Below are 25,575 nucleotides of genomic sequence, written 5' to 3'. Positions count from 1 at the left end.
ACCTCATTTCACGCCAATAATCGTTAAGATCATGTCGAATATTTTGATGACAACAAATGGCAAGAGTATGCCACCCACGCCATACACCAACAAGTTTTGGCGCAATAACTGTTCCGCACCTAATTCGCGATAGCGAACACCCCGCAATGCGACGGGAATTAAGCCAATAATGATCAATGCATTGTAGAGCAATGCGGCTAAAATGGCTGTTTTAGGACTGGTGAGGTGCATGAAATTAAGCACAGCCAATTGCGGGTAAAGCCCGACAAATAATGCCGGTAAAATGGCAAAATATTTAGCCAAGTCATTGGTAATACTAAAAGTGGTTAGAGCGCCGCGCGTCATCAGCAATTGCTTGCCCACCGCCACAATTTTAATCAGTTTGGTTGGACTAGAATCCAAATCAATCATATTACCCGCTTCTTTAGCGGCGACTGTCCCTGTATTCATTGCCACCGCAACATCAGCTTGCGCCAAGGCAGGGGCATCATTGGTGCCATCCCCAGTCATAGCGACCAAATGCCCGGCTTGTTGATACTTTTTGATCACAGCTAATTTGGACTCGGGCACTGCTTGGGCGATATAGTCGTCCACGCCAGCCTCGGCCGCAATGGCGGCGGCTGTTAACGGATTATCACCGGTAATCATGACGGATTTGATCCCCATCTTGCGTAAGGCATGTAAGGCATTAAACTGATCGCGCACACCTGGCTTGACAATATCTTTGAGCGCAATCACCCCCAAGACAGTGGCATTTTTGGTGACAACCAAGGGTGTCCCACCATTTTTGGCGATTTCTTCAGCAAAACTGGTCGCCTCAGCCGGCCAACTTGCGCCTAATGACAAGATATAGTGCTGCACTGAATCAGCGGCACCCTTACGATAATGATCAGTTTGGATATCGACCCCACTCATTCGTGTTGCCGCTGAAAATGGGACAAATACAGGATCCGTCAAGTGCTTTGTATCAATTGTCATCTGAGAGGTCTCACGTGCCAAATTGACCACACTACGCCCCTCTGGGGTCTCATCTGCCATTGACGATAGCAGAGCAGCTTCGGCCAAGTCATGTGCTGAAACACCTTGAATCGGTTTAAAAGCCACAGCTTGTCGATTTCCCAGGGTAATCGTGCCCGTTTTATCCAACAATAAAATATCCACATCCCCAGCCGCCTCAATAGCACGGCCACTTTTTGCTAAGACATTTTCTTGGTTTAAACGACTCATCCCTGAAATACCAATGGCTGACAACAAAGCGCCAATTGTAGTGGGTGCCAGACACACCAACAAGGCTGCCAAATTAGCAATCGTAATCGTTTGGGCCGCTGCTTTGCTATTGGCAAACTGGCTAAAGGGTAACAAAGTGGCCACGACAATGAGAAAGATAATCGTCAATGTCACCAATAAAATTTGTAAGGCAATTTCGTTCGGCGTTTTCTGACGCTTTGCGCCTTCAATCATATGAATCATTTGGTCAAGAAAGGATTCCCCAGCCCGGGCTGTAATCTTCACTTGTAAATTATCCGATAAAACGGTTGTGCCACCAGTGACCGAACTCCGATCACCACCGGCTTCACGAATCACTGGTGACGATTCACCCGTAATGGCGCTTTCATCCACCGCAGCTGTGCCCAGAATGACTTCCCCATCCATCGGGATCACTTCACCGGCCGTTACCTGGACAATATCGCCCGGTTGCAGGTCATCAGAGGTAACATCGACAGCCTGCCCACTTTTATCCAGCCGATGTGCTAGCACCGCATGGCGGGACTTTTTCAGACTTTCGGCTTGCGCACGACCACGCCCTTCTGCCACGGCATCAGCATAATTGGCAAACAACACTGTGGCCCATAAAATGAGCGTAATCGCCACATTATAACCAAGCGCCTGCTGGTTAACGCCCATGATCGCGTTCAACACATCAATGACTGTCAATAAGATGGCCCCAACATAAACGACAAACATGACTGGGTTTTTGATTTGTACTTGCGGTTGACATTTTTTCACCGCTAAAAAAATATTTTGCATCATATTCTCCTTACCTTGCCGTGAGAAAATCGGCAATTGGCCCCAAAACAAGTGCGGGCACAAAATTCAATGCCCCTATCAATAAGATGATAAATAGCAATAGTACGGCAAAGAGACCAGTATCTGTCCGTAAAGTACCACTTGAAGTCGCCATTTGCTTCTTCTTAGCCAAATTGGCCCCCAAGCAGACCATCGCAATGAGTGGCACAAAGCGTGTGCAGCCCATGAGTACGGCCCCAACCACGTTGACCATCAGTTGATTGCCATTAAAGCCACCAAACGACGAACCATTATTATTGCCCATTGATGAAAAAGCATACAAAATTTCTGAAAAACCATGCGCGCCAGTGTTGGTCAAACTTGCCCCAATCCCCGGCCAACTCACGGCGATAGCGGTACTGGTTAATGTCAAAACAGGGGGTAAAAGAATGGCTAATGAGACCATTTTCATATCATAAGCCGCAATCTTTTTACCCAGATATTCTGGTGTCCGGCCAACCATTAAACCACTGATGAACACAGTGAGTAGCACAAAGCTTAACATGCCATATAAACCAGAACCAACACCACCAAATACAATCTCACCGAGTTGCATCAACAACATCGGAATGAGCCCACCCAATGGCGTGAAACTATCTAGCGACGCGTTCACTGACCCATTGGAAACAGCGGTCGATAAAGTATTCCATAACGCTGACAACCCAATGCCGTTGACAACATTCTTGCCTTCAAATGCCGTTGATCCAGCCACCCCGGCGACGTGCTGACCAAGATGTAATTCAGACAACGTCGTCCCAATAATGGCCAACACTAAAATGCCTAACATCACGGCATACAAGACAAACGCCTGCCGGCGACCGACCATTTGGCCAAACATGACCACTAATCCAGCGGGCAGCAGGACAATCGCTACACTCTCAAATAAATTACTTAAACCTGTGGGATTGTGAAATAATGCACCGGCATTTGCACCAAAGAAGCCACCGCCGTTACTCCCCAACAAAGAAATAGCAAACTGGCTCGAAGCTGGCCCGGATGGCAATTGCGTCCCTTGCACCAAATGATTGGCAGCAAAATTCTGCACACCGCCTTGACTCACAATCAATAACGTTAAGACAACGCTCAGTGGGACAAGAACATATAAGGTAAAGCGCGTCACATCGACCCAAAAATTACCAATCGTGGCACTTTCCTTGCGTGAAAAACCGCAAATGACCGCCAGTAAGCCTGCGACCCCAACAGCTGCCGAAACAAAATTCTGGGTGGTCAACACCATAAATTGTGATAAGTAAGACATCGCTGTTTCGCCGGAATAGGCTTGCCAGTCCGTATTCGTCACAAAGCTCATGGCTGTGTTCAAGGCCAAATCCCAAGGGACGTTATGCGCGTGATTGGGGTTGAATGGCAGCCACTGCTGTGTCATCAATACCCCCATGACAACAGCAAGACTGATGGCACTAAATGCCACAATGGCCGCCACAAATTGGCGGCCCGTCATGTCATCAGGCGTATCAGGATACCCGAGAAAGCGATAAATGCGTTTTTCAACTGGTTGGAAAACCACGCTTAACCAAACTTTTTGACCCGTCATCACAGCAGCAAGATAACGCCCGAGCGGGATAGAAAGACCAACAATCAGGCCAATAATTAAGACATCTCGCCACCAAATCATGATCGATCTCCCCACATTAAAATGTAAAATAAATAACTCACTAAGCCAACAACGACCAGTCCGCCTAATAACGTCAACAGCATGGTGATGTGCCTCCTTTTTTTGATAACGTTATCTTAACAACTGGGATGTTAAAACGGTGTTAACGTCACAAAAAAACAACAGGCACAGTGTGTCTGTTGTTTGTGTAATAATGTTTTTTAAGCTTCGTCATACCATGGATAGTGGTACATCTCTCCGGCTGGTCGATCAGTCCGTTCATAGGTGTGTGCCCCAAAATAATCACGTTGTGCTTGAATGAGGTTAGCAGGCAAGACCGCTGAACGATAGGCATCATAGTAGCCAATCGCTGCTGAAAGTGAAGGTGTTGGAATACCTGCTTGCACAGCTAGGCTAATCACCCGACGCGTGGCTGCTTGATAGGAAGCCGCAATATTTTGGAAATAATCATCCAATAATAAGTTGTGTAAATCAGGTTGTGCTGCATAGGCATCCGTAATTTTTTGCAAGAATTGGGCCCGAATAATGGCCCCCGCACGCCATAATTGTGCCAGCTCGCCAAATGGCAAATCCCACTCATAAAAATCAGATGCCATGCGTAATTGATCAAACCCTTGCGCGTACGACATAATTTTACCGAAGTAAAGTGCTTGACGAATATCTTCTTTCGTCGCTTCAACATCGCCGGTAAACTTAAAGTCCGGACCAGTCAATACTTCAGCAGCAGCTAAACGGTCGGCCTTCATGGCTGACAAATAACGCGCATAGACAGATTCTGTAATTAAGGATTGTGGCGCACCAATCGCCAATGCTGATTGGGATGACCACTTGCCAGTGCCCTTATTGCCCGCGCGATCCAAAATAACGTCGACGATGGGTTGTCCGGTACCTAGATCATCGGTCCGAGTCAAAATATCGGCCGTAATTTCTGTCAAATAAGAATTCAACTCACCCTGATGCCAATCCAAAAATGTTGCCGCTAACGCTGATTGATCAAGTTGCAGCACACGCTTTAAAATATCATAAGATTCAGAAATGAGCTGCATATCGCCGTACTCAATCCCGTTGTGCACCATTTTAACATAATGGCCCGCACCGTTTGGCCCAACATAAGTCACCGTCGGCTTACCATCTTCTGGCGCCTTGGCTGCAATTTGAGTCAAAATTGGCGCAACCAGTTCATACGCCTCACGTTGGCCACCTGGCATTAAAGATGGGCCTTGCAAAGCCCCTAACTCACCGCCGGAGACGCCCATCCCAATGAAGTTAATCCCAGATTGCGCCAACTTTTCAGACCGACGCATAGTATCTTCAAAGAAAGTATTCCCACCATCAATGAGCATATCCCCAGCAGTTAAGTGAGGCAAGAGTTCATCAATGACGGCGTCTGTGCCTTGCCCGGCTTTGACCATTAACAAAATACGCCGTGGCGTTTTAATACTGGCGACAAAATCAGCGACCGTTTCACTTGGGACAAATTGTTTTTCGGGATGCTTAGCTACCAAATCAGCTGTGCGCTCATAAGAGCGGTTATACAACGCCACTTGATAGCCGCGTGATTCAATATTGAGCGCTAAATTACGGCCCATCACTGCCAAGCCAACGACGCCAAAATCTGCTACTGTCATACTTACCTCTTTCTGGTTCAATTTAAAATTTAGATCCTGTAAACGTTTTCAATATAGTCCCATTAATTTTAAAAGTCAAGCACTTGTGTATGATGTAACAAGTTAATTTTAAAGAAAAAGCTATTGCAACATTGCTGCAATAGCTTTTTTCACTTCACGCCATGTGCCACATCGGCATGATAAATATAGTCTCTCGTCATCGGCAACTCAGCCCCTGATGGGCCTTTTGTTAACAGATATTGGACAACATCGATATTCCCTGCTTCAAACGAGGCAGCGCAAGCTTGCAAATACAAATCCCACATGCGATAAAAACGTTCACCATATCGGGCAATCACCACTTCACTAACATCATGAAAATTCTGCGTCCAGATTTCAAGTGTTTTTTGATAATGACGGCGTAATGGTTCTAAATCATCTACCTGTAAGGCAGTATGCATAATATGGGTGAGATTTTCAGCAATATTTGGAATATAACCACCTGGGAAAATATATTGGTTAATCCATTCATCTACGCCAGCGCCTTCGTGTTGCCCTGTAATCCCATGAATTAACGCTGTCCCATTTGGCACCAGGCGATCACTGACTTGCGCAAAGTATTCACCAAGATTTTCCTTCCCGACATGTTCAAACATTCCCACCGAGGTCACGTGATCATACGTTTGCTGAATTTCACGATAATCTTTCAGAAAAACGGTGACTTGATCTGTTAAGCCTTCATCAGCAATGTTTTGATTCACATAATCATATTGTTGTTGACTCAAAGTCACCCCTGTTGCTTTTAACCCATATTCCTTGGCGGCAGTAAAAAGCAACGTACCCCAACCACACCCAATATCGAGTAGTGTCTCGCCTGGTTGTGCGTTTAATTTGTTTAAAATGTGATGAACTTTGTTCCATTGCGCGTCTTCAAGGGAATCCGAGTCGCTGGCAAAGTAGGCACACGAATAAGTGAGTGTCGGATCAAGCCACATCTCATAAAAATCATTCCCAATATCGTAGTGACTTTGCACATCTGTTTTACTTGTTTTTTCTGAATGGGAGCGTTTGGGTAGGAATTTTTTAAACTGCGCATTGTTTAAAAAACTATCCTTGGATTGGTAAACGGCTGTCACGAGTTGTTGCAGGTTCCCTTGAATTTCAATCGTACCAGCCATGTACGCTTCACCAAAAGTCAGCGAAGCGTGTGCCATAATGTCCTTAATGGGGATGAGCTCATGGAGTATAATTTTTGCAATGGGTTCTCCCTCACCGTAACTCACTTGCTCACCATCCCAGAATTCAACGTCGATTGGGGCGTTAAAACTTGCTTTGAAAATTTGCTTATAGATTGTTTTATCTAACATGTTTTCCCCTTTGCTTTATACCTTGCATTGTAGAAAAAGACGATAGAAAAGTCAAACCAAAAATGATTAACGTTTGCCATTTTGTTATAAACTGCCCTTTTGTTTGGCAATCAAAAAAGACGCTAGCGCGTCTCTTTAAATCCTCTTTTATTTTAAAACATCTGCCCCCGCCTGACTCATCACCGTAGCTTGTACTTGATTAGTCGGTGTTAAAATGGCTGGTGCCGTGGGTTGCCAAGTAATTGGCGCAGTGTGGCTTAGTGTTGAGGCACTCACGCTTGCACCATTAAATTGCGTACCAGAATCAGACAATTGTGTGCCTTTAAGCTTACTAATGATGTCTGGAGCCGACGCATTCGCAATATTTAACACATTGTTTTGGGCGGCAATTTGGGCGTTTTTACCTAAGCCCCAAGCATACTTAAATTTGTATGAGCTCGTGCCATCATTTTGGTATAAGTTGTTGACCACTTGCACTTCACCATAGCGTACACGTGGTGTTCGTTGCACCGTATTTTCAAACAAATTATGTGTGACCGTGACGTGCAATTTTCCCGCATCAGTGGTTTTCGTGTCACTGTTACCAATCAACATGGTTTTATCGTGGTTTCGGTAAATATTGTCCGAAACCGTGATATTATTTGCGCCATTCGTGAAATCCGTGTCCCCATCATGGTGTTGATACTCACGTCCATAGTAGGTGCCATTTTGCGCATCCGGATGCGTCCCATCATCAAAGGTATTATGGTCTAACCAGACGTTACTTGCGCCTTGGACAGAGATCGCATCATACTGGGAGTTCCAATTTCCCGTACTTTCATCCGTTGGATCCCATTGTGGAAAATCATCATATGGTGTTTCAAAATAAAGGTTGCGAACAATGACATTACCTTTTTGAATCACAAGGTTACCACCAATAAACTGGGCGCCTGGTTCACCGATGATCGTCGTGTTAGCTGGTACTTTAACGACAACTTGGGCGGCTTGGTTTTTTTGCGCTTGCAAGCGATCAGCTTCTTGCACACCACTCAATTTTTTCTTGCCCCAAGTACTTGGCGCATAGGCCGCTAAATAGCGCTCAAAATTATACCCAGTACCTTGCGCATAATCTGCTGCGGTAAGCGTTTGTCCTTGGTCATTGACATTCATGTCAATTTTACCAGAAACGTAAATAATTTTCGGGGTCGCGTTATTTTCACCACCCAAGGCTTTTAACAACGACGCACGATCTGTGACCGTATAGGTATGTGCCGCAGTAGCCTGGCTACCACCGGTCGTATTGCCACCAAAGCCACCAACAGTGCTGGCTGTTTGGGCTGCATAACCAGACATGTCTGCGTGCACGTCGCGCAACCCAGTCGTTACGGATAATGCAAGCATTCCTGCCATCACAGTTGCTGAAAACAACTTTGAGCGTTCGGCTTTTTTCATTATTTTTCTCCTGTACTTTGAAAACCAAGCGACAAAAATTCTAAATGTAATACATCTTATTACAAGAGTATTGTAACCCGAAAATCGTTCAGGCGCTATCCTTTTTTGTGGATTATCCGCCACTGTAATATTCTTGACAATTGAAAAAACCACGACTTGCGTCATGGTTTCAAATGCGTGGCGTTGCCATGTTTTTATGCGTCAGTTTTGTCCGCTTGTGCCAACGCCGCTTGGGCGAGTAGGTTCAAATAATTAAATGGTCGATCAAACCATGGTTGGAACAGCATATCGACAAATGCTAAGTCGGTCAAAGTCATACGATTTTGAATCGCAACCGAGGCAGTATTTGCAGATTGTGAAATATCGTATTTACTTTGTAGTTGCACACCTAAGATGCGCTGGGTTGTCTTTTCCCAAGTAATTGTCATTAAAACAGGCGCTGTTGATGACATGAATTCTGGTCGGAAATTATCTGTCATTGTTAAGCTTGCAGCGTCTAGGCCAAGTTCTTTAGCATGCGCTTCAGTTAAGCCAGAAGAAGCCATGTTTAAATCATATAACTTTAAACCGGACGTTGACTGGGTTCCCATGTACTTCACCGTTGGCTTCACGAGGTTATAACCAATCAGTGTGCCTTGCCGGACCGCGTTGGTCGCCAATGGAATGTAGGCGTTTTCGCCAGTTGGATTGTAGTGCACAGCCACTGAGTCGCCCGCAGCATAGACATCAGGTTGACTCGTTTGCATGTAGTCATTCACCAAAAGAGCGCCGTTTGGCATCATGTCCAGTTGACCAGCAAATAGTTGTGTATTTGGTCGAAAACCAACAGACATCACGACCAAGTCCGCTGCAAATTCTGATTGGTCAGTTTTTACGATGACTGCCTCAGGTGTATTTTCAAAGCTTTGCACAAGTTGACCCGTGGCCACTGTGACACCATGTGCAGTAAATAAGTCGGCGACGTTCTTGGTAAACGCTTCATCAAAGTATCGATTTAAAACCGTTGGTTGATTATCAATTAACGTGACTTCACGGCCTTTCACATTGAAAGCTTCAACGAGTTCTGTGCCAATGTAACCACCACCGATAATCACGACACGTCGAATCTTGGGATCATTAGCGTAACTAATCAAAGCTTTAGCATGCGTGTAATTCTTTGATAAAACAATTCTCTCATCTTCAATGCCTGGAATTGGTGGCACAACTGGCCAAGAGCCGGTGGTAGCAACCAACTTATCATAAGATACTGTTGTGACAGTTTGTGTCGTCAAATCGGTCACAGTAACCGTTTTATTTGCTGTGTCAACTGCCGTCACTTCGTGTTTCATGTGAATGTTAGCACCCAAATCACGCAAGATTTCAGGTGATGAATAGAAGAGATCCTCAATGTTTTTAACTTCACCCTGCACGGTTAACGCAATACCGCATGATAAAAAAGACACATTATCATTCTTCTCATAAACATCAATTTCAGCCTCTGGATAATGGTTTTTAATTGATTTGATTGTCGCAGTTCCTGCGTGGGTTGAGCCAATAATAACAACTTTCATGTGTATCCTCCATGAGAACTTTCCGTTCTTGATGTTTTTATTGTATAATCAATTTACCCTAAATAAATTGACTTATGTCAAGAAAGAGTGAAAAATGTCACATTCTGAATTTGCCTGCGTTAAAGCAGCCCCAATCTTTTCACAGTTATCAGAAGATTTAATCACCCAACTAGTCAATATTTCCGTTCACCAAAAAAGTTACCCTGCCGGCAGTTATATCTATGAACCAGATGATGATTTATCTGCACTCATCTTGGTTGACTCTGGTCAAGTCGACATCTTTAACGTCAACGACAATGGTCAAGAATTATTGCTCTATTCCTTACACGCGCATCAAATGGATATTGAAGCTGCGTTATTTACCGATACCAGACACCATCACTTTGCCCGCGCCAAAGTGGACTCACACGTGTGCATGATTCGACGTGCAGATTTTCAAAAATTATTACACGCTAATACCGACCTCGCCATTAGAATGCTTAACACCTATGGTGAACGACTCACGGCACTCGAACAACGACAAATCAGCTTATCGCTTCAAAACGCTGATGAACGCTTACTACAATATCTCCAAGATATTGCCGCTTCACAGCAAACCAATACTTTCCATCTCACCGTCACGAAAAAAGAACTGGCCGCATCGTTACAAATTGCCCCAGAAACCTTAAGTCGTCTGTTGAAAAAATTAACTTTAAGTGGCGTGATTATGCTCAATAAGCGCGAAGTAACTTTACTCTAAACAAAAAGAACGATCTGACGAGATCGCTCTTTATTATTTTTCCCAGACAAATTGACCATCAAAGACTGTGGCAACTGTTTCCACAGTTAATAATTGATCAGGGGGAGTTGTTAACAAATTTTGACTTAGAATTGCCAAATCAGCAAAATAACCCGGTGCAATCTGGCCAACATTTGTTTGCTGGTTGGCTTGCGCCGCGTGTAGCGTATGGGCAGTAATGGCTTCGCCAATCGTAACAGCTTCATCAAATCCCAAACCAACCCCAGCCTCATTGGCCAGCGTCCGACGCGTGACCGCTTGGAAAATAGTCTGAATCGGTGTTTGTCCGATCACGACTGGTGCATCCGTGCCAAATGCCAGAGTTGCGCCATGATCAATGAACTTGCGGAATGTAAACATCCAAGGTAACCGTGCCTCACCTACTTCTTTCCAAAGGCCTTCATAACTAATCAAAGCATGACTTGGCTGAACGGATAGAATCGCGCGAGAATGCGTGAGACGTGGCAAATCTGCCGGGTTAAAAACTTCCAGATGTTCAATCACATTGCGCTTCCCTGGCGACATTGGAAAAGCTGCTTCGGCTGCTTCAAAGGCCATTAAGGTTTCCCGGATGGCACGATCCCCAATGGCATGGACACGGATCGGTAAATCTAGAGCGTTTGAACGTTTGATCAGCGCATGCAACGTCTCATCAGGTAACATGGGGGCACCCTTTTCACCTGAACCCGGGAAATAGTCATCGACCATGTAGGCAGTTTGCGTACTCGTTACCCCATCATAAAACTGCTTAGTTCCAGCAATTTGCACGCGATCAGAGTTTTCAAACTCAGCCAGCAAATGTTGTAAACGCGTTTCATCCTGGCGCATCCCAGGAAAAAGCGCCGCCCGAACGGTCATGTCATTTTCAATGGTTTTGAACAAGTCTTCATTAATCAGATCTTGATCGGCACGGCCAGATACGGCTAACACACCGACACTCGTGACACCCTGTTGATTAAGCTCACGGAAATAGGATAAATAGTTTTCCGGCATGCTAGCCACCAATGTTGCCAGCACTTGGTTTAAGACGTGCGTAGCAATACCTTCGGTGAAGAAACCAGTCAATGCCCCAGTAGCGTCACGGAAAATTTCACCGCCAGCCACCGCCAGATCCTTTTCCGTGACGTGAATTTTAGCCAAAGCCTTGCTATTGAGCCAAATGGAATGCACATCTCCAGCCACTAACATGACCGGGATATCAGCTTCGATGGCATCAATATCTGCAGCTGTTGGCGTGCCGGCAAGGTCGAACTCACTAGCATAATAACCCATTGGGATTTTCCAACCAGCAAATTCGGGTACCTTTGCGACTTGGGCTAAGACTTCCGGCATTGTGCCGTAATCAATTGGTGTCAATGCCCCCGCCTGGACCAATGAAATCACATAAGTATGCTGATGAGCATCCACGAAACCAGGGACAATCATTTGTGCCCCAAAATCCCGAACAACATCAAATTGGGCCTCATCAACCGGTGTTCGATAAACGGCACTAATTTTTTGCCCAGAAATCGCGATTGCGCCGGCAAAGGTTGATTGTGTTGCCACATCAAAAATTGCCTCACTTTTTAATAACGTTACCATTACTTTCCTCCATTGGCCATGGCCATTTTTGCTGCTAACCAATTGTCACTATAGGCCGCGACAGTGTTATCCGATAGGTTTTGATAATGTTCAATATTTTTTAATGTATGACGCTTTGGATAAAGAATTTTATCCGTTGTTATTGTATTGGGTAAGTATTTTTTAGCTGCTAAGTTTGGACTTGAATAAGCCACATAGACAGCGTTTTGGGCCGCATTTTTTGGATCAAGCAAAAAGTTGATAAACGCATAAGCACCGGCTTGATTTTTTGCATTTTTAGGGATGGCCATATTATCAGTCCATACCGATCCGCCGTCTTTTGGTATGACATAGTCAATATGCGGATTCAGGCTATGGGCATAATCCGCAACCCCTGAATAGGCAACGGCGACGTTGGCTTCACCGGCATTGACATATGGCCGAATCTCATCATTTAAAATAGCTTTGACATTAGGGGCCAAAGCGGCTAGTTTTTGCCTGGCCGCTGCAATATGCGCTGGGTTGGCATCATTTTCTGAATAGCCTAAGGCCTGTAAGCCCATGCCCATTGACTCGCGTGGCGCATCAATCACCATGACTTGATCTTTCATTTTTGGCGCCCAAAGTTTTTGCCAAGTCGCCACATCATCTTTTGAAAAATATTGATCATTATACATGATTCCCGTTGTGCCCCAGAAATATGGCAGTGAATAGTGGTTATGCGGATCAAAATTTTGATTCAACAATAACGGGTCTAGATGACTCAAACCGTGAATTTTATGGTGGTCAAGTGGCGCAAGCAACTGGTCTTGAGCCAACTTTGTCACAAATGGTTCACTCGGGAAAACGAGATCATAGTTTGAACCACCTTGCTGCAATTTGACCATCATTGATTCGTTAGAATCATAGGTTTCATAACTGACTTGATAGCCTGTCTGCTGCGTGAATTTTGTCAAAAGCGCGGGATCGATATAACTGCCATAATTATAAATATGGACGACACGTTGTTGTCCCTTTGTGGTTGCTTGCTCGCTTGTCATGAGTTGCCATTTCAACAAACCTAAGCCCGCCGCAATGATCAAGATGATGCCCGTCAGCAAAAATATTTTTTTCAATACATATACACCTCAGCTATAATTTCATTTAAAATTACCCGCCAATAACCCTACGGATTGTTGACACAGAACTTAATTATATTATGGAAATAACCTGATGTAAACGCTATTTTTAAAATTTTTTTCGACAAAAAAAGCACGACAAACGCGCCGTACTTTTTGACTTACTCTGATGTCAGCACTGCTTTGACTGGACTAAATGAACGCCGATGAATCGGCGTTACGCCCAATTTTTTCAAGGCCGTTAGGTGTGCCTGTGTCCCATAACCCGCATGTTGCGCAAAGCCATATCCTGGATACGTGCGATCATATTCACTCATCATACGATCACGCGTCACTTTGGCCACAATGCTGGCAGCCCCAATCGAATTACTTCGAGCATCGCCCTTAATCAAAGCGGTTTGAGGTGTCTCAACAGGTATGGTCATCGCATCAACGAGTAAAAATTCAGGTGCTGGTGCCAGATTTTCAACAGCTTGGGTCATTGCCAATCGCGCAGCTTCATAGATATTGATATCATCAATCACGTCTGAAGCCACCACACCCACACCCACTGAAATCGCTTGGGATAGAATCTCATCGTACAACTTATCTCGCATGTTTTCAGACAGTTGCTTTGAATCAATCACCTCTAATTCAGCAAAATCATGTGGTAAAATCACTGCCGCAGCAACCACAGGCCCAGCCAACGGCCCACGCCCAACTTCGTCCACCCCGGCAATATGCGTCACGCCTTGTACCCATAACTGCTTTTCAAAGGTAAATCGTTCTTGGAATGCCTCTGTCTTGGCTGCCTGTTTTGCTTGCTGACGGTCCCATTGTTGGACCGCCTGCTGCACGCCAGCGCGGCTGTCTTGGCGCCATTGCACAAGCCGGATATCCTGATTATCGGTCACTGTTTTTAACGTTTTTTTAATTTGTGTAATTGTTTCAGTCATGTCATCAGTCAATGAGATCTAAAGTGAACGGTCCCAACTTTCCTTTACGTAAATCGTTAAGAATCCGCTCACTAGCTTTGTCATAGTCATCTTTAAAACCGAGTTTTTGCGTAATTGCGAGTAATACCTGAACGCTTTCTTCATCAAAAGCATTTGCTGGCAAGTGGTAGCGGTCAATTATTGCCTCAGGCCGATAGTCTCTAAAGAAATCCAACAAGTATAACACGGCATCATCTTTGGCAAAAATCGTATCTTTTACCGCCCCTGTTAGCGCTAATTTCAAACCAACAACTTGGTCTTCAAATTTAGGCCACAAAACACCTGGCGAGTCCAAAAGTTCTAATTTCGTCGGTGTTTTCAACCACGCAATTTTTTTAGTGACCCCCGGCCGATCTGCGGTTGGGGCCACGTTTTTCATCACTAAGTGATTAAGCAAGGTGGACTTACCAACGTTTGGAATGCCTGTAATCATCGCGCGGATGGGTTGATCTTGAATCCCACGCGCTAATTGCGCTTCTTTCTTGGCAGCCACTGCACGACGTGCGGCTTTCGTAACTAATTGTGGTGTGCGTGGATCACGTGTGTCAAGCACTAAAACCGTGTGACCTTGTGCTTCAAACCGCTGTTTCCACGCACGGATTTGTTCTGGATCGGCTAAGTCCGCTTTCGTCATAATCAACAATCTGGGCTTGCCACCAATTAACTTATCCACTTCAGGATTCCGTGAGCTTTCTGGAATTCGCGCATCCACTAATTCAAAAATCACGTCGACGAGTTTGAGGTTTTCGCGCATCAAACGAAAGGCTTTAGCCATATGACCAGGGAACCATTGAATAATTTGTGCCATAATCTTTTTAATCGCTCACTGAATCAGTCAGCATTCTCCATTCTAAAATTTAGCGTGCCGCTTCGTAGGCTGCCCATGCCGTATCAAAGATTGACATAGCAGTTAAGTATGTGGCGTTTTCTTCCAAATACTGCGAAATGTCGTCAAAATCCGTACTTTGCTTTGGAAAAGTTGAATCCAAAAAAGCATTATTGGCAAACTGCTGCACTTCATCTGCTGCGACAACGTTTCGGTTGGTCATCAACCAATTATAAAACGACCGATCACTTTTTACCATTTTCTAACCCACCTTCGAAAACAAATTGTCCTGCTTTTAAATCGATAATTTTTGCCCGGAAAGACATGCCTTGTGCCACTTTCAACTGCGCCATATTAATGACGATTTGTTTCTTGGCAGGATTTATCGTGACAAATTTGGGTGCATGATAACTTGATTTCACATATTGCATCACTGCGCTAATTGGTAAAGGTAGGTTACCCACCCGCATCGCTTTGGCAGTCAAAATCACATTCCCGTTTTTCGTCACTTCTGGGGTCATAGCTAAGCCAAATCGGAATTTATCGCCTAGAAATTTTGTTTGACCATAAAGCATAATTTCGTCGCCCACCCGGAAAGTATAATCTTGGTTATGCGTATCTTTCAAATAATAAGCCACCAGCGCATTGACTTGCTTGGTATCGAGATTCACATCAAACGTGGCATCACCGGGTGCAATTTTGGCTGGCTCATCTTGCACCTGAATTGTTTGCGTGGCCAGATAATAGGTCGTACCCAAACCCAAAAGACACAATAAGATCACTGTCCAAAAAGCCCAAAACCAAACCCGTGTTGGTTTTTGTTTTGGTTGCAGGCGCGTTAATGCGTTGTCAGCCATGCTGCTTGTCCTCGTTTCATTTGTTGAAATAATTGATTGGTCATATAGTCATAACCGGTTGGGTTGGGGTGGAAATTATCACTGGGACTTAACCAGTCGTTTAACACCGTGGGCTGCGCAGTCAAAACTTTTAAGATTTGATCTGGACTTTCTGACGCTTGTGCCGCCACATCGGCTTGGTTTAATAAGTGGCGTCGCGCGCTTGGTGTGCGGTATTGGCCATAAGTTAAATCAAAAATGCCAACGTAATGACTAGCCTTGTCAGCACGAGCCACCTTTTGATTAATTTGATTAAAGGTCGTGACGTCTTGGTTCAAGTCAGTTCTTTGAGGGAAATGCACATAGATTGGATTATAGTTGCCAAAAATATAGATTGGTGCGTCAGCATTGTAGTGCCGGACAGCCGCAAAAAGCGTCGTTAACTTTTTTTGATAATCACTTTGACCAGCATTAATGGCATTTGTCAAGGCAACTGGGCTGGCAGCCATTTGATTTTTCAGTAATAATTGCTGCAAATCGTTGCCCCCCACCGTCATGACAATCACATTGGCTTGTCGCATCGCCGACTGTAATTTAGGCTGGGTGGTTAATCGCGCTTGGATTTGGTCAGACCGATCGCCCGCGCGACCAAAGTTCCGCATGGTCACCTTCACATCATATTGTTGTTGCACCTGTCTCGCGATGCGTCCCGTATAACCTTGCAAATGCGCATTATCGCCTACCCCTTCTGTCAAGGAATCGCCTAAAGCTACGATTTTTATGGCTTTTACCTGGGCGATTTTAGCGGCATCACTTGGTTGAGCAGTTTGAAGCGCATTTTTTTGATAGTAAATCCAGCCAAAGCCACCCAGACCAGCGATCATCAGCCCAATAAAACCAAGTGTTAGATATTTTCGCATGCTTGTCCCCTAAAAATTGATCTCTTCTATTGTAACAAAAAAAGCACAACCAAGCGATTGTGCTTTATCTTTACTGCGCGAGTTCAATAATCTTCAAGATGGTGTCGGTTGCTTGTGCCATCACCGTCGTTGAAACATATTCAAAACGGCCATGCATATTTTCGCCACCAGCAAACAAGTTTGGCGTTGGTAAACCAAGGAAAGTAATTTTTGACCCATCTGTACCACCTCGGACAGGCGCAATCAATGGCTTAATGTCTAATGCTAACATGGCTTTTTCTGCCAAATTCACAGCACGCATATCGTCTTTTAAGATTTCCCCCATGTTATAGTACTGGTCCTTCAGGGTAACCGTCACACGCGTCATCCCAAATTCTTTGTTCATCTGATCCGCGATGTCTACCAAGCGTTGCTTACGTGCTTCAAATTTTGCCCGATCGTGATCGCGGACAATGTAGCGCAGTTGTGCGGCTTCAGGATTACCAGACACCTGCATCACATGCCAAAAGCCTTCGCGACCCGCAGTATTTTCTGGGCGATCATGTTCTGGCAGCTGTGCGTGAAAATCAAATGCCACTTGGATTGCATTCACCATCGTGTCTTTGGCCGTACCGGGATGTACATTGCGGCCTTGGATATCGACTGTTGCCCCAGCAGCTGAGAAAGTTTCCCATTCCAATTCGCCAGCAGGCCCACCGTCAACTGTGTAAGCGAAATCTGCCCCAAAGGCGGCCGTATCAAAATGATCGGCGCCAATCCCAATTTCTTCATCCGGACCAAAGGCAAATCGCAATGGCCCATGCTTAATTTCAGGGTGTGCAACCAAATATTGCGCCGCCGTAATAATTTCAGCCACACCGGCTTTATCATCAGCACCCAGCAAAGTGGTCCCATCCGTTGTAATCAATGTGTGGCCCGCATACTTGGACAAACTTGGAGATGCTGCTGGACTCAAGTCGTAACCACTATCCCCAAGTGGAATTGTTGCTTGGCCGTCATAGTTTTCAATGATTTGAGGTTTGACATCTGACCCCTTAAAGTCGGCTGTATCAACATGAGCAATAAACCCAATCGTTGGCACTTGCGCGTTATCAACATTACCAGCTAACTCAGCGAAAACATAGCCGTCTGCCATGGTGCGGACATTTTCCAATCCAATGGTTTTAAGTTCTTTTGCGATGTCAACCAGAAAGGCCACTTCTTTAGGGGAAGATGGGACTGTCGTTGCGTTCTCATCCGATTGGGTATCTACCGCAACATATTGCAAAAATCGGTTCACTAATTCAGGGTATTTTTCGCTTGTCATAATTTATTCTCGATTCACTCACAGCTTGTGGGAATCGCGGTCCTTTCTAACTTTTGGTCGACACATTTGTCCGGACGTCCCCGAAATTTTAGATATACGTATAGGGATCAGTGTTGGTTTTTGATGGGTAGACTGTGAGTGTTTCACCGAACCACGCCGTCACTTTTTCGGCCATTGGTACCGTCGCGATGGCTTCCATATGATGGTCAGGATCAATGACCACAAAATCAGCAGCCAAAATATCATGGCCAACGTGATAGTAAACATCCGCAGTGACAAAAGCATCTGCACCGGCTGCTTTGGCAGTCGACCAATAACGCCCGCCATCACCACCTAGCACTGCAACCTTTTGAATCTTGGCGTTGAGATCATTGGCAATCACTCGCACAGCTTTAACGTTAAAGATCGTCCGTAACTTCTCAGCGAAGTCAGCAACCGAGATTGGTTGCACCAAATCTCCGATCCGTCCCAGTCCGCTAACACCGTCTGGCTGTGGTATCAAAGGGGTCACGTGATCTATCCCCATCGCAGCAGCTAACCAATCATTCATGCCACCTTGGGCACTATCTAAATTCGTGTGGGCAGCATAGACCACAATGTGATGTTGAATTAAATCAGCATACATTTTATTTTGTGGCACCCGCAAGTCCAAATTTTTGGCCGGAAAAAACATGGCTTCATGATGGGCCCAAATAAAGTCAACGCCAGTCGCAATGGCTTCTGCCACAACTTCTGGTCTGACATCAAGCGTCGTCATGACCCGATGAATCGGTTGCAGCGGATCACCAATTTGTAAGCCAGTAGGATCACCTGACTCGGCTAATGATTTTGGTGCAAATTGTTCAATGCGATCAATGAGATCTTGCGCGGCAATCATGACAATACCTCTTGAATTTGTTGGTAACGTGCTTGCCACTGATGATAGGCTGGCGTATCATCTTTGCCCGCTGCCGACATGCGTTCAAAAATCAGTGCAATACGGTCTGCTTCTTTTTGCCATTTCGCCTTAAAAACTGGCGATTGCTCATCGCGTAAAAATGGGCCAAAGGTTAAGTCTAATGATGACAAGGTTTGCTTGCCTGGCTTGGCCACAATGATTTCATAGAAATGTTTGTCTTCTTGCACAATCCGCTCGTGTGTCAATTGGTAAGCGTTTGCAATTAACCATTGACGGACCACGGCCTCATCAGTATTAGGTTGTAAAATAAGTGTCTCAAAGACTTGGCCACGTGCTTTGGCTGCGGCTAAAATATCACGAATCAATATGCCACCCATACCGGCAATCGTCACCGTATCAATCTGATCAGCTGCCGTTACGGCCGCTAAACCGTCCGCAAGCCGTAAAACTGTGACGTCAGTTAAGCGTTGCTTAGCTAATTCATGACGGGCATTTTCGAGCGGCCCTTTGGCGACTTCTCCCACCACGGCAAAATTAATTTTTGATTGCAATAATAAATGTGCGGGCAAATAAGCGTGGTCTGAGCCAATATCTGCCATACGTGCGCCTTTTGGCACAAAACTCGCCACCGCCGAAAGACGGGGTGATAAATTGATACTATCCATAGTTAAATTCCTTTAATTCTAGTATATCATAATCAAACATATCATGACTATTCACTCATAATCACCTCACAAAAAGGCTAGCATAAGCTGCTAGCCTGGCATACTTTATTCTATTATCACGATGGATTATTGGATAAAATCATCATCAGTCATGGCAGCAGATAAGATTGCCACAACATCAGCCGCTTGCATTGGCACATAGGCCGCCTGAGCCAACCGACCAACTTTGACAGCACTTTCAGCCATCACTTCAAAATATTTTTTATCAACAATGCCAACACCTGGTAGCATTGTTGGCACGTCCAAGGCTTTAATCCAATCAAAAGTGGCTTGGATCGCGCCTTGTGCGACAGCTTCATCTGTGCCAGTCAAATCCCAAACTTCGCGGCCAAATTGCGCAAAACGTGGTAACGTCTCTGCTGACAAACTGTACTGCATCCAACGTGGCGTGAGAATTCCTAAGCCCACGCCATGGGTAATATCATAATAGGCCGATAATTCATGTTCAATCGGATGCACTGTCCAACCATTGGTGTTACCCACATTGACCAAACCGTTGAGTGACATGGTTGACGCCCACATCAAGGCAGCGCGAGCATCATAATTATCGGGATCAGCCAACGCAATTGGCGCATTTTTAATCACAGCACGATATAAACCAGCGATCATGCCAGATGTGACATCATTTGCCGAACGATCAAAATATTGTTCCGTCAAATGACTAAAAATGTCTATCGCCCCAGCAGCCGTTTGCCACTTAGAAACCGTATAAGTTAGCGTTGGGTCTAAAAATGAGACAGCCGGTGATTGTGGGCCACCCGTACCCAGTTTTTGGTGCGTTTCTGGATTTGAAATCACTGAGCCAACGTTCATTTCAGTGCCAGTAGCCGATAAGGTTAAAATATCAACCACTGGTAATTGGTCTAATTGATAACGTTTACCTGAATCAAGGACTAAATCCCATGGGTCAGCATCATAAAACTTCGATGAGGCAATCACCTTTGCGGCATCAATGACTGACCCACCACCGACAGCCAAAATCACATCAATATCATGCGCTTTAACTAGGGCCTGGCCTGCTCGAACTGAGGCAATTTTAGGATTTGGGGCAATGCCTGAAAGTTCTACGACTGTTAAGCCAGCTAACTTTGACATGACGCGGTCATACAAACCAGATTTTTTGATGGAACCGCCACCATAAACAAATAAGACATTTTGTCCAAATTGTGCCACAGCATCGTGCAGCGCATTATCAATCACATCTTTTCCAAATTGAATGGCTGTTTTATTTTGAAACTTAAAATTATTCATGTTAATTATTCCCTTTCATATATCGTAATATTATAACATAGCTACGCTTGACTTCAGAGTTACCCCAATGCCTGGTGTCGTTGGCACCTGCATGGTGCCGTCGACTACTGTAAAATCAGTGGTTGTCAGATCACTTTCAAAATAACGAGCACTCGCTGAAATATCACCGGGAAAGCTCATCCCTGACAAACTGGCCAACGCGAGGTCCACCCCACGACCCAAGTTACTACTGAGCATACCGCCAATCCAGGGTTTGAGCCCAGCAGCTTGTAACCTGTTGATTGCACTGATCGCAGCCGTAATCCCACCGATTTTCCCCTGTTTAATCGTTACAGCATCCGCTGCATGTAACGCAATTAGCGTCTCGATATCGGCAATATGATTGATACTTTCATCCAAACTTAACGCTGGCCGCAGCGTTTTTTGTAGCGCCGCATGTGCGACGAAATCATGTGCCTCGAAAGGTTGCTCAATAAAGGCGACATTGTCAGGCACGTGTTCCAATTTAGTCACGGTGTGGCCATCAAAGCTGCTATTAGCATCTAAGGAAAACATTTGCTCGGGAAATTGCTGCAATAAAGCGAAAAGCGCTATAAAATCTGTCTGCTGGCCATCAATTTTTAATTTCAACCGACGATAGCCAGCTTGGATGGCGGTACGAATGGCAGTTGCCGTAATTGGCATCCCCAAAGCCATACCCACTGGTACGTTTGTGCCAACACCACCAATCATTTGTTGAAGAGATTGATTCGTCAGCTTACCAACCGCATCCCACACAGCCATTTCGACGCCAGCCTTAGCAAACGCGCCATAGGGTACTTTGGCTGCCAACAGGGTCGCAAAATGTTTTGGCGATTCAAAAACCAGGTCGCGCAGCATGGGTTGAATGACAGTAGCGATAATCGCTTGGCTCGTACTTTGATTTTCTAGCGCGTAACGATAATCGGCAAACGACTGGATTTCACCAAATCCCACCACTGTATTCTCTGTCTGATCATCATAAATCCACAACTTAACCAATGTGAGGGGGCGGACTAAAGTCGTTCCGTGCGCCGTCTGAAAGGGTTGTTTCAACGTCAAAGACACCGGTTGCGTTGACATTTGTTTAACGTGATACATGCTGAATTAACCTCATGTTGAATTGTTCTGGCTGCTCAAAGTGCGTATTATGCCCCGCCCCACCAATCACGACCTTTTGAGCATGGGGTATGCTTTGCAATAATTGATCGGCAATATGGTTGAATTTAAGGTCCTGTTCACCAACAATCAGTGTTGTCTTCATACGCAATTGGGCCAACTTCGGCCAAAAATTGGGCTGGACCCCTGTGCCCATACCAATGAGGGCATTGGCAACATTCTCAGGTTGTTGCTGCAAACGCTGTTGGAACATCCGTTGCCGTAATGCGGCCGGTAAGTGTTTTTGTGATGCAAAAAGAGGCAATTGTCCCCAGTCCGTCACAAAGGCACCAAAGTCTTGTCTAATCTGTTCGGCCTTTTTGGCATCCGCCGCACGGCGTGCGGCTCGCGCCTGCGCGTCAGCAAGACCTGCTGTTGTACTTTCTAACACCAAAGTTTCGACATGCTCTGGGTGTGCCAATGCAAAACCTAACGCTAAACGTCCCCCCATTGAATAGCCAACCAGATAGACCTTTTCCCATTGATAAGCGAACAAAATTTGCCGAATATCAGCAATCTGATGATGCATCGCAAAACGTGTTGTCGGTGCCACTAACGGTGCCTCAGTGCCAAAACCAAGTAAATCAATCACGAGCACTTCACCTGGTAATGCTGGCGCAATGGCATCAAAATCATGCCGCGAGCCCATAAAACCATGCAATAATAGCCAGCGGTTTGAGCTGGCTGTATTTTGATAATGGGTCGTCTGATACGGATACCCAGCAATCGTTATCACACGCTCACTCATGATGCTCTCCTAATAATTGCTGATGATCTGCCACATTATTTTGGCGATTACTCTGAAAAACAATCAGCCGTGGGCCAGCTACTTGATTTGCTAACACCGTCTTAAGTTCTGAAGCGGCTGATAATACCACATATGGTAGTTCATAAAGTTGGGCAACTTTCGCCATATCTAAATCAAGTGGCGTTCCAAATAACAACTCAAAGTAGTCTGGTTCTGCCGCTTGCGGCAAAAATGAAAAGATCGCCCCACCATTATTATCAACGACCAAAATATCAATTGGTAATTGGTACTTTCGTGCCATCATCAGACCATTCATGTCATGAAAAAGTGTGAGATCACCAGTGATGAGCAGGCTGCGTTGTTTTGTGGTGCTACTCATTCCCATGGCCGTAGAAATCACCCCATCAATGCCATTCGCACCGCGATTAGCATAAATTTCTTGGGTGGTTTGCCCTGTAAAGATATCATCCATATCTCGAATCGCCATACTATTGGCGACAAAAATCGGCGTATTTTCGGCGACGATCTGGTCGAGATGATACGGGAGCGCTGCTTCACCTTGGATGTGACGAGCACGTTCATTCAAAGCTTGCCACAAGTCGTAAAATGCCTGGTGATTCGTCACAGTGTGTGAGGATAAGAAATCCATTGGCGATTGTAAAATGGCTTGGGAAATATGTCTTGAATGATCAGTTCCCGCATGCGTATCGACGTGCCATACGGGAATATTTGCTTGGCGCAACCATTGTAATACCCGTGCTGAGACTGGCGTCGCCCCAAAACGAATCACCAAATCTGGCCGATAAGCTTCAGTTACTAAACCAGCTTGTAGCAAGGCATCAATGCCATAAATCGTTTCGGGCGTACGTGCACGGCTCAACACGTCAGCAATCACGGGTACCGCATAAGCTTGTGAGAATTGTGATAGCGCTGCTTGATAAGATGCCCCTTCATTGGGGCCGGCTAAAATCACCACTCGTTGCTGGGTGAGATGTTGGGTGTCAAAATGTGGTGTTGGTGCATGAAAGGTTAGCGGCGCAACCGTAATCGGTTCGCGCGCCGCCAAATCTGGCATCAGTGGTTTTCGTAACGGCAAGTTAATCTGCATTGGCCCACGCCGGTCTGTGCGAGCGGCATGAACACTTTTTTGTACCATGAAATCAATATAGGCTGTTGTGTCCGGATGGTCGTCTTGTAAATTAAACGATAAAAATTGCTGAGTTAATTCACCAAACACCCGATGTTGTGGCAAGGTTTGCGGCGCACCATTTCCCTGAAGCTCTGCTGGGCGATCTGTTGAGAGCACAATTAACGGAATATGAGACACGTGCGCTTCAGCTACAGCTGCCGCATATTCAACGATTGCTGTGCCGGATGTGCCTAGCAACACAACCGGTGTCTGACACATTTTTGCGATCCCCAGGCCAAAAAAGCCTGCCGACCGTTCATCAACATCAATATAGAGTTTGATGGCGGTATTCTCACGGGCAAACGCCGCAAGGAGTAAGGCGATTGGTGTGGAACGTGACCCTGGTGAAACCACAAAATGTCGCACTCCGCTTTGGAAAAGCGCGTGCAATAAGTGTTTTGTATTGCGTGTTAACGTCTCATTCGACATGATTATAATCCTTCAATAGTTGGCGCATCGGTTCAAACTTCAAGCCCGTTTCGTCATATTCTTGTTGTGCATCTGAATCGGAAACAATGCCTGCGCCAGCAAATAGTGTGGCCTGATGTGTCAGCTGATTCACATACATTGAACGAATGCCAACAACAAATTCGCCACTGTTATCCGCAGTAAAATATCCCACCGGCCCGGCAAACAAACCGCGTGGCCGCTTTTCGTGCGCAGCAATATACGCCAGCGCTGCTTCTCGCGGCACGCCACCCAAAGCAGGCGTCGGGTGTAAACTCGTCACCACAGCTGTCAATGACATATTGTCAACGAGCTGTCCAGTGATTGGCGTGTATAGATGTTGGACCTGTTTATTTTTTAATAATTGTGGTGTGGTGGGGATGTGCAATTCTGAGGTCACGTGCTGTAAACGTTCAGCCAAACTGTCCACGACATATTGATGCTCAACGCGATTTTTTTCACTGGCGAGCAATGCCACCTCCAAAGCCTCATCCTCGGCTTTTTTGCGCCCTCGGCGGCTGGTCCCGGCCACCGCAGCAGTCGCTAACTTGCCAGCGGATAATTTGACCAAACGTTCGGGGGTTGCGGAAATGAACAACTCCGCTTGACGCTTTAACACCACGTGATAGGTATTATCCTGTTCACCAAGGGCGCCAATAAGTTGTGCCAAATAAAGGTGATCAGATAATTGATGTTGCTGCTGGCGCCCAAAAACAACTTTGTCCAAATGTTGATCAATCGCCAAGGTATCAATTAAGTTAGCTGTTCGGTCAACCCAATCCGTTTCATCAGTGATAGCCATGTCATCAACCACTTGACCGCTAACTGGCTGAAATCTAGCTAACCAGGCGTCAAAATCTGATACCTCATCTGATACAAAAGTGATGGTCTCACCAGTAATTGTCACCACCACTTTTGGAACAAACCAAAAACCACGCATCAATTGTGATGCCGGATAAAGTTGATGATCGAACGCTTGGGCACCAAAAATGACTGGGCCTGATAGTGCCGCAGCAGTGGTCGCAATTGCGGTCGCATCAATGCCAAACCGTCGGACATCGCGCGTTGGTGTGGTGAAATAAGCCCCATATTCGGCTGTCTCTAACGCCGCATATAACTGTTGTAAATCATTTGTATTGAACAAACGGGTATATTGATGTGCCATGAT

22 protein-coding genes are annotated in these 25,575 nt (G+C 45.5%); 1 reads left to right on the top strand and 21 read right to left on the bottom strand.

The window, feature by feature from the left end; translation table 11 throughout:
- Nucleotides 1-3: 3 nt before the first annotated feature.
- The 6 genes from kdpB to HF966_RS05835 form a co-directional block, all read right to left on the bottom strand.
- Nucleotides 4-2,028, bottom strand: coding sequence for a potassium-transporting ATPase subunit KdpB (kdpB, locus tag HF966_RS05860; protein WP_210729363.1), 2,025 nt, complete (start codon nt 2,026-2,028; stop codon nt 4-6).
- A 10-nt stretch (nt 2,029-2,038) separates the two neighbouring features.
- On the bottom strand, nt 2,039-3,700 hold the full coding sequence (gene kdpA / locus HF966_RS05855; protein ID WP_168677062.1) for a potassium-transporting ATPase subunit KdpA: 1,662 nt from the start codon (nt 3,698-3,700) through the stop codon (nt 2,039-2,041).
- Between the two features lie 200 nt (nt 3,701-3,900).
- Nucleotides 3,901-5,328: an NADP-dependent phosphogluconate dehydrogenase gene (gene gndA / locus HF966_RS05850; RefSeq protein ID WP_168677060.1), complete on the bottom strand. Its 1,428-nt coding sequence runs from the start codon at nt 5,326-5,328 to the stop codon at nt 3,901-3,903.
- 149 nt (nt 5,329-5,477) lie between these two features.
- Nucleotides 5,478-6,674 (bottom strand): SAM-dependent methyltransferase, encoded by a 1,197-nt coding sequence (locus HF966_RS05845; protein WP_168677058.1) that lies wholly within the window; start codon nt 6,672-6,674, stop codon nt 5,478-5,480.
- Nucleotides 6,675-6,821: 147 nt separating this feature from the next.
- Entirely contained in the window at nt 6,822-8,105 is a 1,284-nt protein-coding gene (locus HF966_RS05840; RefSeq protein ID WP_168677055.1) for a pectate lyase family protein, read from the bottom strand.
- Nucleotides 8,106-8,299: 194 nt separating this feature from the next.
- A complete protein-coding gene (locus tag HF966_RS05835) occupies nt 8,300-9,655 on the bottom strand; it encodes an FAD-dependent oxidoreductase (RefSeq protein ID WP_168677053.1) in 1,356 nt (451 codons plus the stop codon).
- Between the two features lie 94 nt (nt 9,656-9,749).
- Between HF966_RS05835 and HF966_RS05830 the strand changes: the two genes are divergently transcribed.
- Nucleotides 9,750-10,394: a Crp/Fnr family transcriptional regulator gene (locus tag HF966_RS05830; protein WP_168677051.1), complete on the top strand. Its 645-nt coding sequence runs from the start codon at nt 9,750-9,752 to the stop codon at nt 10,392-10,394.
- 33 nt (nt 10,395-10,427) lie between these two features.
- Here HF966_RS05830 and HF966_RS05825 read toward each other — a convergent pair whose 3' ends face one another.
- The 15 genes from HF966_RS05825 to HF966_RS05755 form a co-directional block, all read right to left on the bottom strand.
- Nucleotides 10,428-12,014 carry an amidohydrolase gene (locus tag HF966_RS05825; RefSeq protein ID WP_168677050.1) on the bottom strand — a complete coding sequence of 529 codons (1,587 nt, stop codon included), beginning with the start codon at nt 12,012-12,014 and terminating at the stop codon, nt 10,428-10,430.
- Nucleotides 12,014-13,108: an ABC transporter substrate-binding protein gene (locus HF966_RS05820; RefSeq protein WP_168677048.1), complete on the bottom strand. Its 1,095-nt coding sequence runs from the start codon at nt 13,106-13,108 to the stop codon at nt 12,014-12,016. Before HF966_RS05820 ends, HF966_RS05825 begins: the two co-directional genes overlap by 1 nt.
- 164 nt (nt 13,109-13,272) lie before the next feature.
- Nucleotides 13,273-14,046 carry a ribonuclease HII gene (locus tag HF966_RS05815; RefSeq protein WP_168677046.1) on the bottom strand — a complete coding sequence of 258 codons (774 nt, stop codon included), beginning with the start codon at nt 14,044-14,046 and terminating at the stop codon, nt 13,273-13,275.
- 4 nt (nt 14,047-14,050) lie between these two features.
- The gene (gene ylqF, locus HF966_RS05810; protein WP_168677044.1) at nt 14,051-14,893 is read right to left on the bottom strand and encodes a ribosome biogenesis GTPase YlqF; all 843 of its coding nucleotides are present in this window, start codon (nt 14,891-14,893) and stop codon (nt 14,051-14,053) included.
- A 49-nt stretch (nt 14,894-14,942) separates the two neighbouring features.
- Nucleotides 14,943-15,170 (bottom strand): YozE family protein, encoded by a 228-nt coding sequence (locus HF966_RS05805; protein ID WP_168677042.1) that lies wholly within the window; start codon nt 15,168-15,170, stop codon nt 14,943-14,945.
- Entirely contained in the window at nt 15,157-15,768 is a 612-nt protein-coding gene (locus HF966_RS05800; RefSeq protein ID WP_168677040.1) for a YpmS family protein, read from the bottom strand. The genes HF966_RS05805 and HF966_RS05800 overlap by 14 nt, the downstream gene beginning before the upstream one ends.
- Nucleotides 15,750-16,667, bottom strand: coding sequence for an SGNH/GDSL hydrolase family protein (locus HF966_RS05795; RefSeq protein ID WP_168677039.1), 918 nt, complete (start codon nt 16,665-16,667; stop codon nt 15,750-15,752). Before HF966_RS05795 ends, HF966_RS05800 begins: the two co-directional genes overlap by 19 nt.
- Before the next feature lie 70 nt (nt 16,668-16,737).
- Nucleotides 16,738-17,973, bottom strand: coding sequence for a peptidase T (gene pepT, locus HF966_RS05790; protein WP_168677037.1), 1,236 nt, complete (start codon nt 17,971-17,973; stop codon nt 16,738-16,740).
- Nucleotides 17,974-18,061: 88 nt separating this feature from the next.
- Nucleotides 18,062-18,850, bottom strand: a complete 789-nt coding sequence (locus HF966_RS05785; RefSeq protein ID WP_168677035.1) for a Nif3-like dinuclear metal center hexameric protein — start codon at nt 18,848-18,850, stop codon at nt 18,062-18,064.
- Nucleotides 18,847-19,536, bottom strand: a complete 690-nt coding sequence (locus HF966_RS05780) for a tRNA (adenine(22)-N(1))-methyltransferase (protein WP_168677034.1) — start codon at nt 19,534-19,536, stop codon at nt 18,847-18,849. Before HF966_RS05780 ends, HF966_RS05785 begins: the two co-directional genes overlap by 4 nt.
- A gap of 126 nt (nt 19,537-19,662) precedes the next feature.
- Nucleotides 19,663-20,847 carry an iron-containing alcohol dehydrogenase gene (locus tag HF966_RS05775; RefSeq protein WP_168677032.1) on the bottom strand — a complete coding sequence of 395 codons (1,185 nt, stop codon included), beginning with the start codon at nt 20,845-20,847 and terminating at the stop codon, nt 19,663-19,665.
- Between the two features lie 30 nt (nt 20,848-20,877).
- Nucleotides 20,878-21,966 carry an o-succinylbenzoate synthase gene (menC, locus tag HF966_RS05770; protein WP_168677030.1) on the bottom strand — a complete coding sequence of 363 codons (1,089 nt, stop codon included), beginning with the start codon at nt 21,964-21,966 and terminating at the stop codon, nt 20,878-20,880.
- A complete protein-coding gene (gene menH, locus HF966_RS05765) occupies nt 21,953-22,771 on the bottom strand; it encodes a 2-succinyl-6-hydroxy-2,4-cyclohexadiene-1-carboxylate synthase (protein WP_168677028.1) in 819 nt (272 codons plus the stop codon). The genes menC and menH overlap by 14 nt, the downstream gene beginning before the upstream one ends.
- Nucleotides 22,764-24,389: a 2-succinyl-5-enolpyruvyl-6-hydroxy-3-cyclohexene-1-carboxylic-acid synthase gene (gene menD / locus HF966_RS05760; protein WP_168677027.1), complete on the bottom strand. Its 1,626-nt coding sequence runs from the start codon at nt 24,387-24,389 to the stop codon at nt 22,764-22,766. The genes menH and menD overlap by 8 nt, the downstream gene beginning before the upstream one ends.
- Nucleotides 24,379-25,572: an isochorismate synthase gene (locus HF966_RS05755; RefSeq protein WP_168677026.1), complete on the bottom strand. Its 1,194-nt coding sequence runs from the start codon at nt 25,570-25,572 to the stop codon at nt 24,379-24,381. Before HF966_RS05755 ends, menD begins: the two co-directional genes overlap by 11 nt.
- Nucleotides 25,573-25,575: the final 3 nt, after the last annotated feature.

The sequence above is a fragment of the Leuconostoc holzapfelii genome (assembly GCF_012396485.1).
GTDB lineage: Bacteria > Bacillota > Bacilli > Lactobacillales > Lactobacillaceae > Leuconostoc > Leuconostoc holzapfelii.
This window is presented reverse-complemented; position numbering and strand designations above follow the sequence as displayed.

What these genes read in the sequence shown, in the direction of transcription:
- HF966_RS05825 (WP_168677050.1), bottom strand. Translation starts at nt 12,014, where the DNA reads ATGGTAACGTTATTAAAAAGTGAGGCAATTTTTGATGTGGCAACACAA.
- HF966_RS05835 (WP_168677053.1), bottom strand. Translation starts at nt 9,655, where the DNA reads ATGAAAGTTGTTATTATTGGCTCAACCCACGCAGGAACTGCGACAATC.
- HF966_RS05815 (WP_168677046.1), bottom strand. Translation starts at nt 14,046, where the DNA reads ATGACTGAAACAATTACACAAATTAAAAAAACGTTAAAAACAGTGACC.
- menC (WP_168677030.1), bottom strand. Translation starts at nt 21,966, where the DNA reads ATGTATCACGTTAAACAAATGTCAACGCAACCGGTGTCTTTGACGTTG.
- HF966_RS05780 (WP_168677034.1), bottom strand. Translation starts at nt 19,536, where the DNA reads ATGGATAGTATCAATTTATCACCCCGTCTTTCGGCGGTGGCGAGTTTT.
- HF966_RS05800 (WP_168677040.1), bottom strand. Translation starts at nt 15,768, where the DNA reads ATGGCTGACAACGCATTAACGCGCCTGCAACCAAAACAAAAACCAACA.
- ylqF (WP_168677044.1), bottom strand. Translation starts at nt 14,893, where the DNA reads ATGGCACAAATTATTCAATGGTTCCCTGGTCATATGGCTAAAGCCTTT.
- HF966_RS05775 (WP_168677032.1), bottom strand. Translation starts at nt 20,847, where the DNA reads ATGAATAATTTTAAGTTTCAAAATAAAACAGCCATTCAATTTGGAAAA.
- HF966_RS05785 (WP_168677035.1), bottom strand. Translation starts at nt 18,850, where the DNA reads ATGATTGCCGCGCAAGATCTCATTGATCGCATTGAACAATTTGCACCA.
- HF966_RS05845 (WP_168677058.1), bottom strand. Translation starts at nt 6,674, where the DNA reads ATGTTAGATAAAACAATCTATAAGCAAATTTTCAAAGCAAGTTTTAAC.
- HF966_RS05805 (WP_168677042.1), bottom strand. Translation starts at nt 15,170, where the DNA reads ATGGTAAAAAGTGATCGGTCGTTTTATAATTGGTTGATGACCAACCGA.
- HF966_RS05755 (WP_168677026.1), bottom strand. Translation starts at nt 25,572, where the DNA reads ATGGCACATCAATATACCCGTTTGTTCAATACAAATGATTTACAACAG.
- HF966_RS05795 (WP_168677039.1), bottom strand. Translation starts at nt 16,667, where the DNA reads ATGCGAAAATATCTAACACTTGGTTTTATTGGGCTGATGATCGCTGGT.
- gndA (WP_168677060.1), bottom strand. Translation starts at nt 5,328, where the DNA reads ATGACAGTAGCAGATTTTGGCGTCGTTGGCTTGGCAGTGATGGGCCGT.
- kdpB (WP_210729363.1), bottom strand. Translation starts at nt 2,028, where the DNA reads ATGCAAAATATTTTTTTAGCGGTGAAAAAATGTCAACCGCAAGTACAA.
- menD (WP_168677027.1), bottom strand. Translation starts at nt 24,389, where the DNA reads ATGTCGAATGAGACGTTAACACGCAATACAAAACACTTATTGCACGCG.
- kdpA (WP_168677062.1), bottom strand. Translation starts at nt 3,700, where the DNA reads ATGATTTGGTGGCGAGATGTCTTAATTATTGGCCTGATTGTTGGTCTT.
- menH (WP_168677028.1), bottom strand. Translation starts at nt 22,771, where the DNA reads ATGAGTGAGCGTGTGATAACGATTGCTGGGTATCCGTATCAGACGACC.
- pepT (WP_168677037.1), bottom strand. Translation starts at nt 17,973, where the DNA reads ATGACAAGCGAAAAATACCCTGAATTAGTGAACCGATTTTTGCAATAT.
- HF966_RS05830 (WP_168677051.1), top strand. Translation starts at nt 9,750, where the DNA reads ATGTCACATTCTGAATTTGCCTGCGTTAAAGCAGCCCCAATCTTTTCA.
- HF966_RS05840 (WP_168677055.1), bottom strand. Translation starts at nt 8,105, where the DNA reads ATGAAAAAAGCCGAACGCTCAAAGTTGTTTTCAGCAACTGTGATGGCA.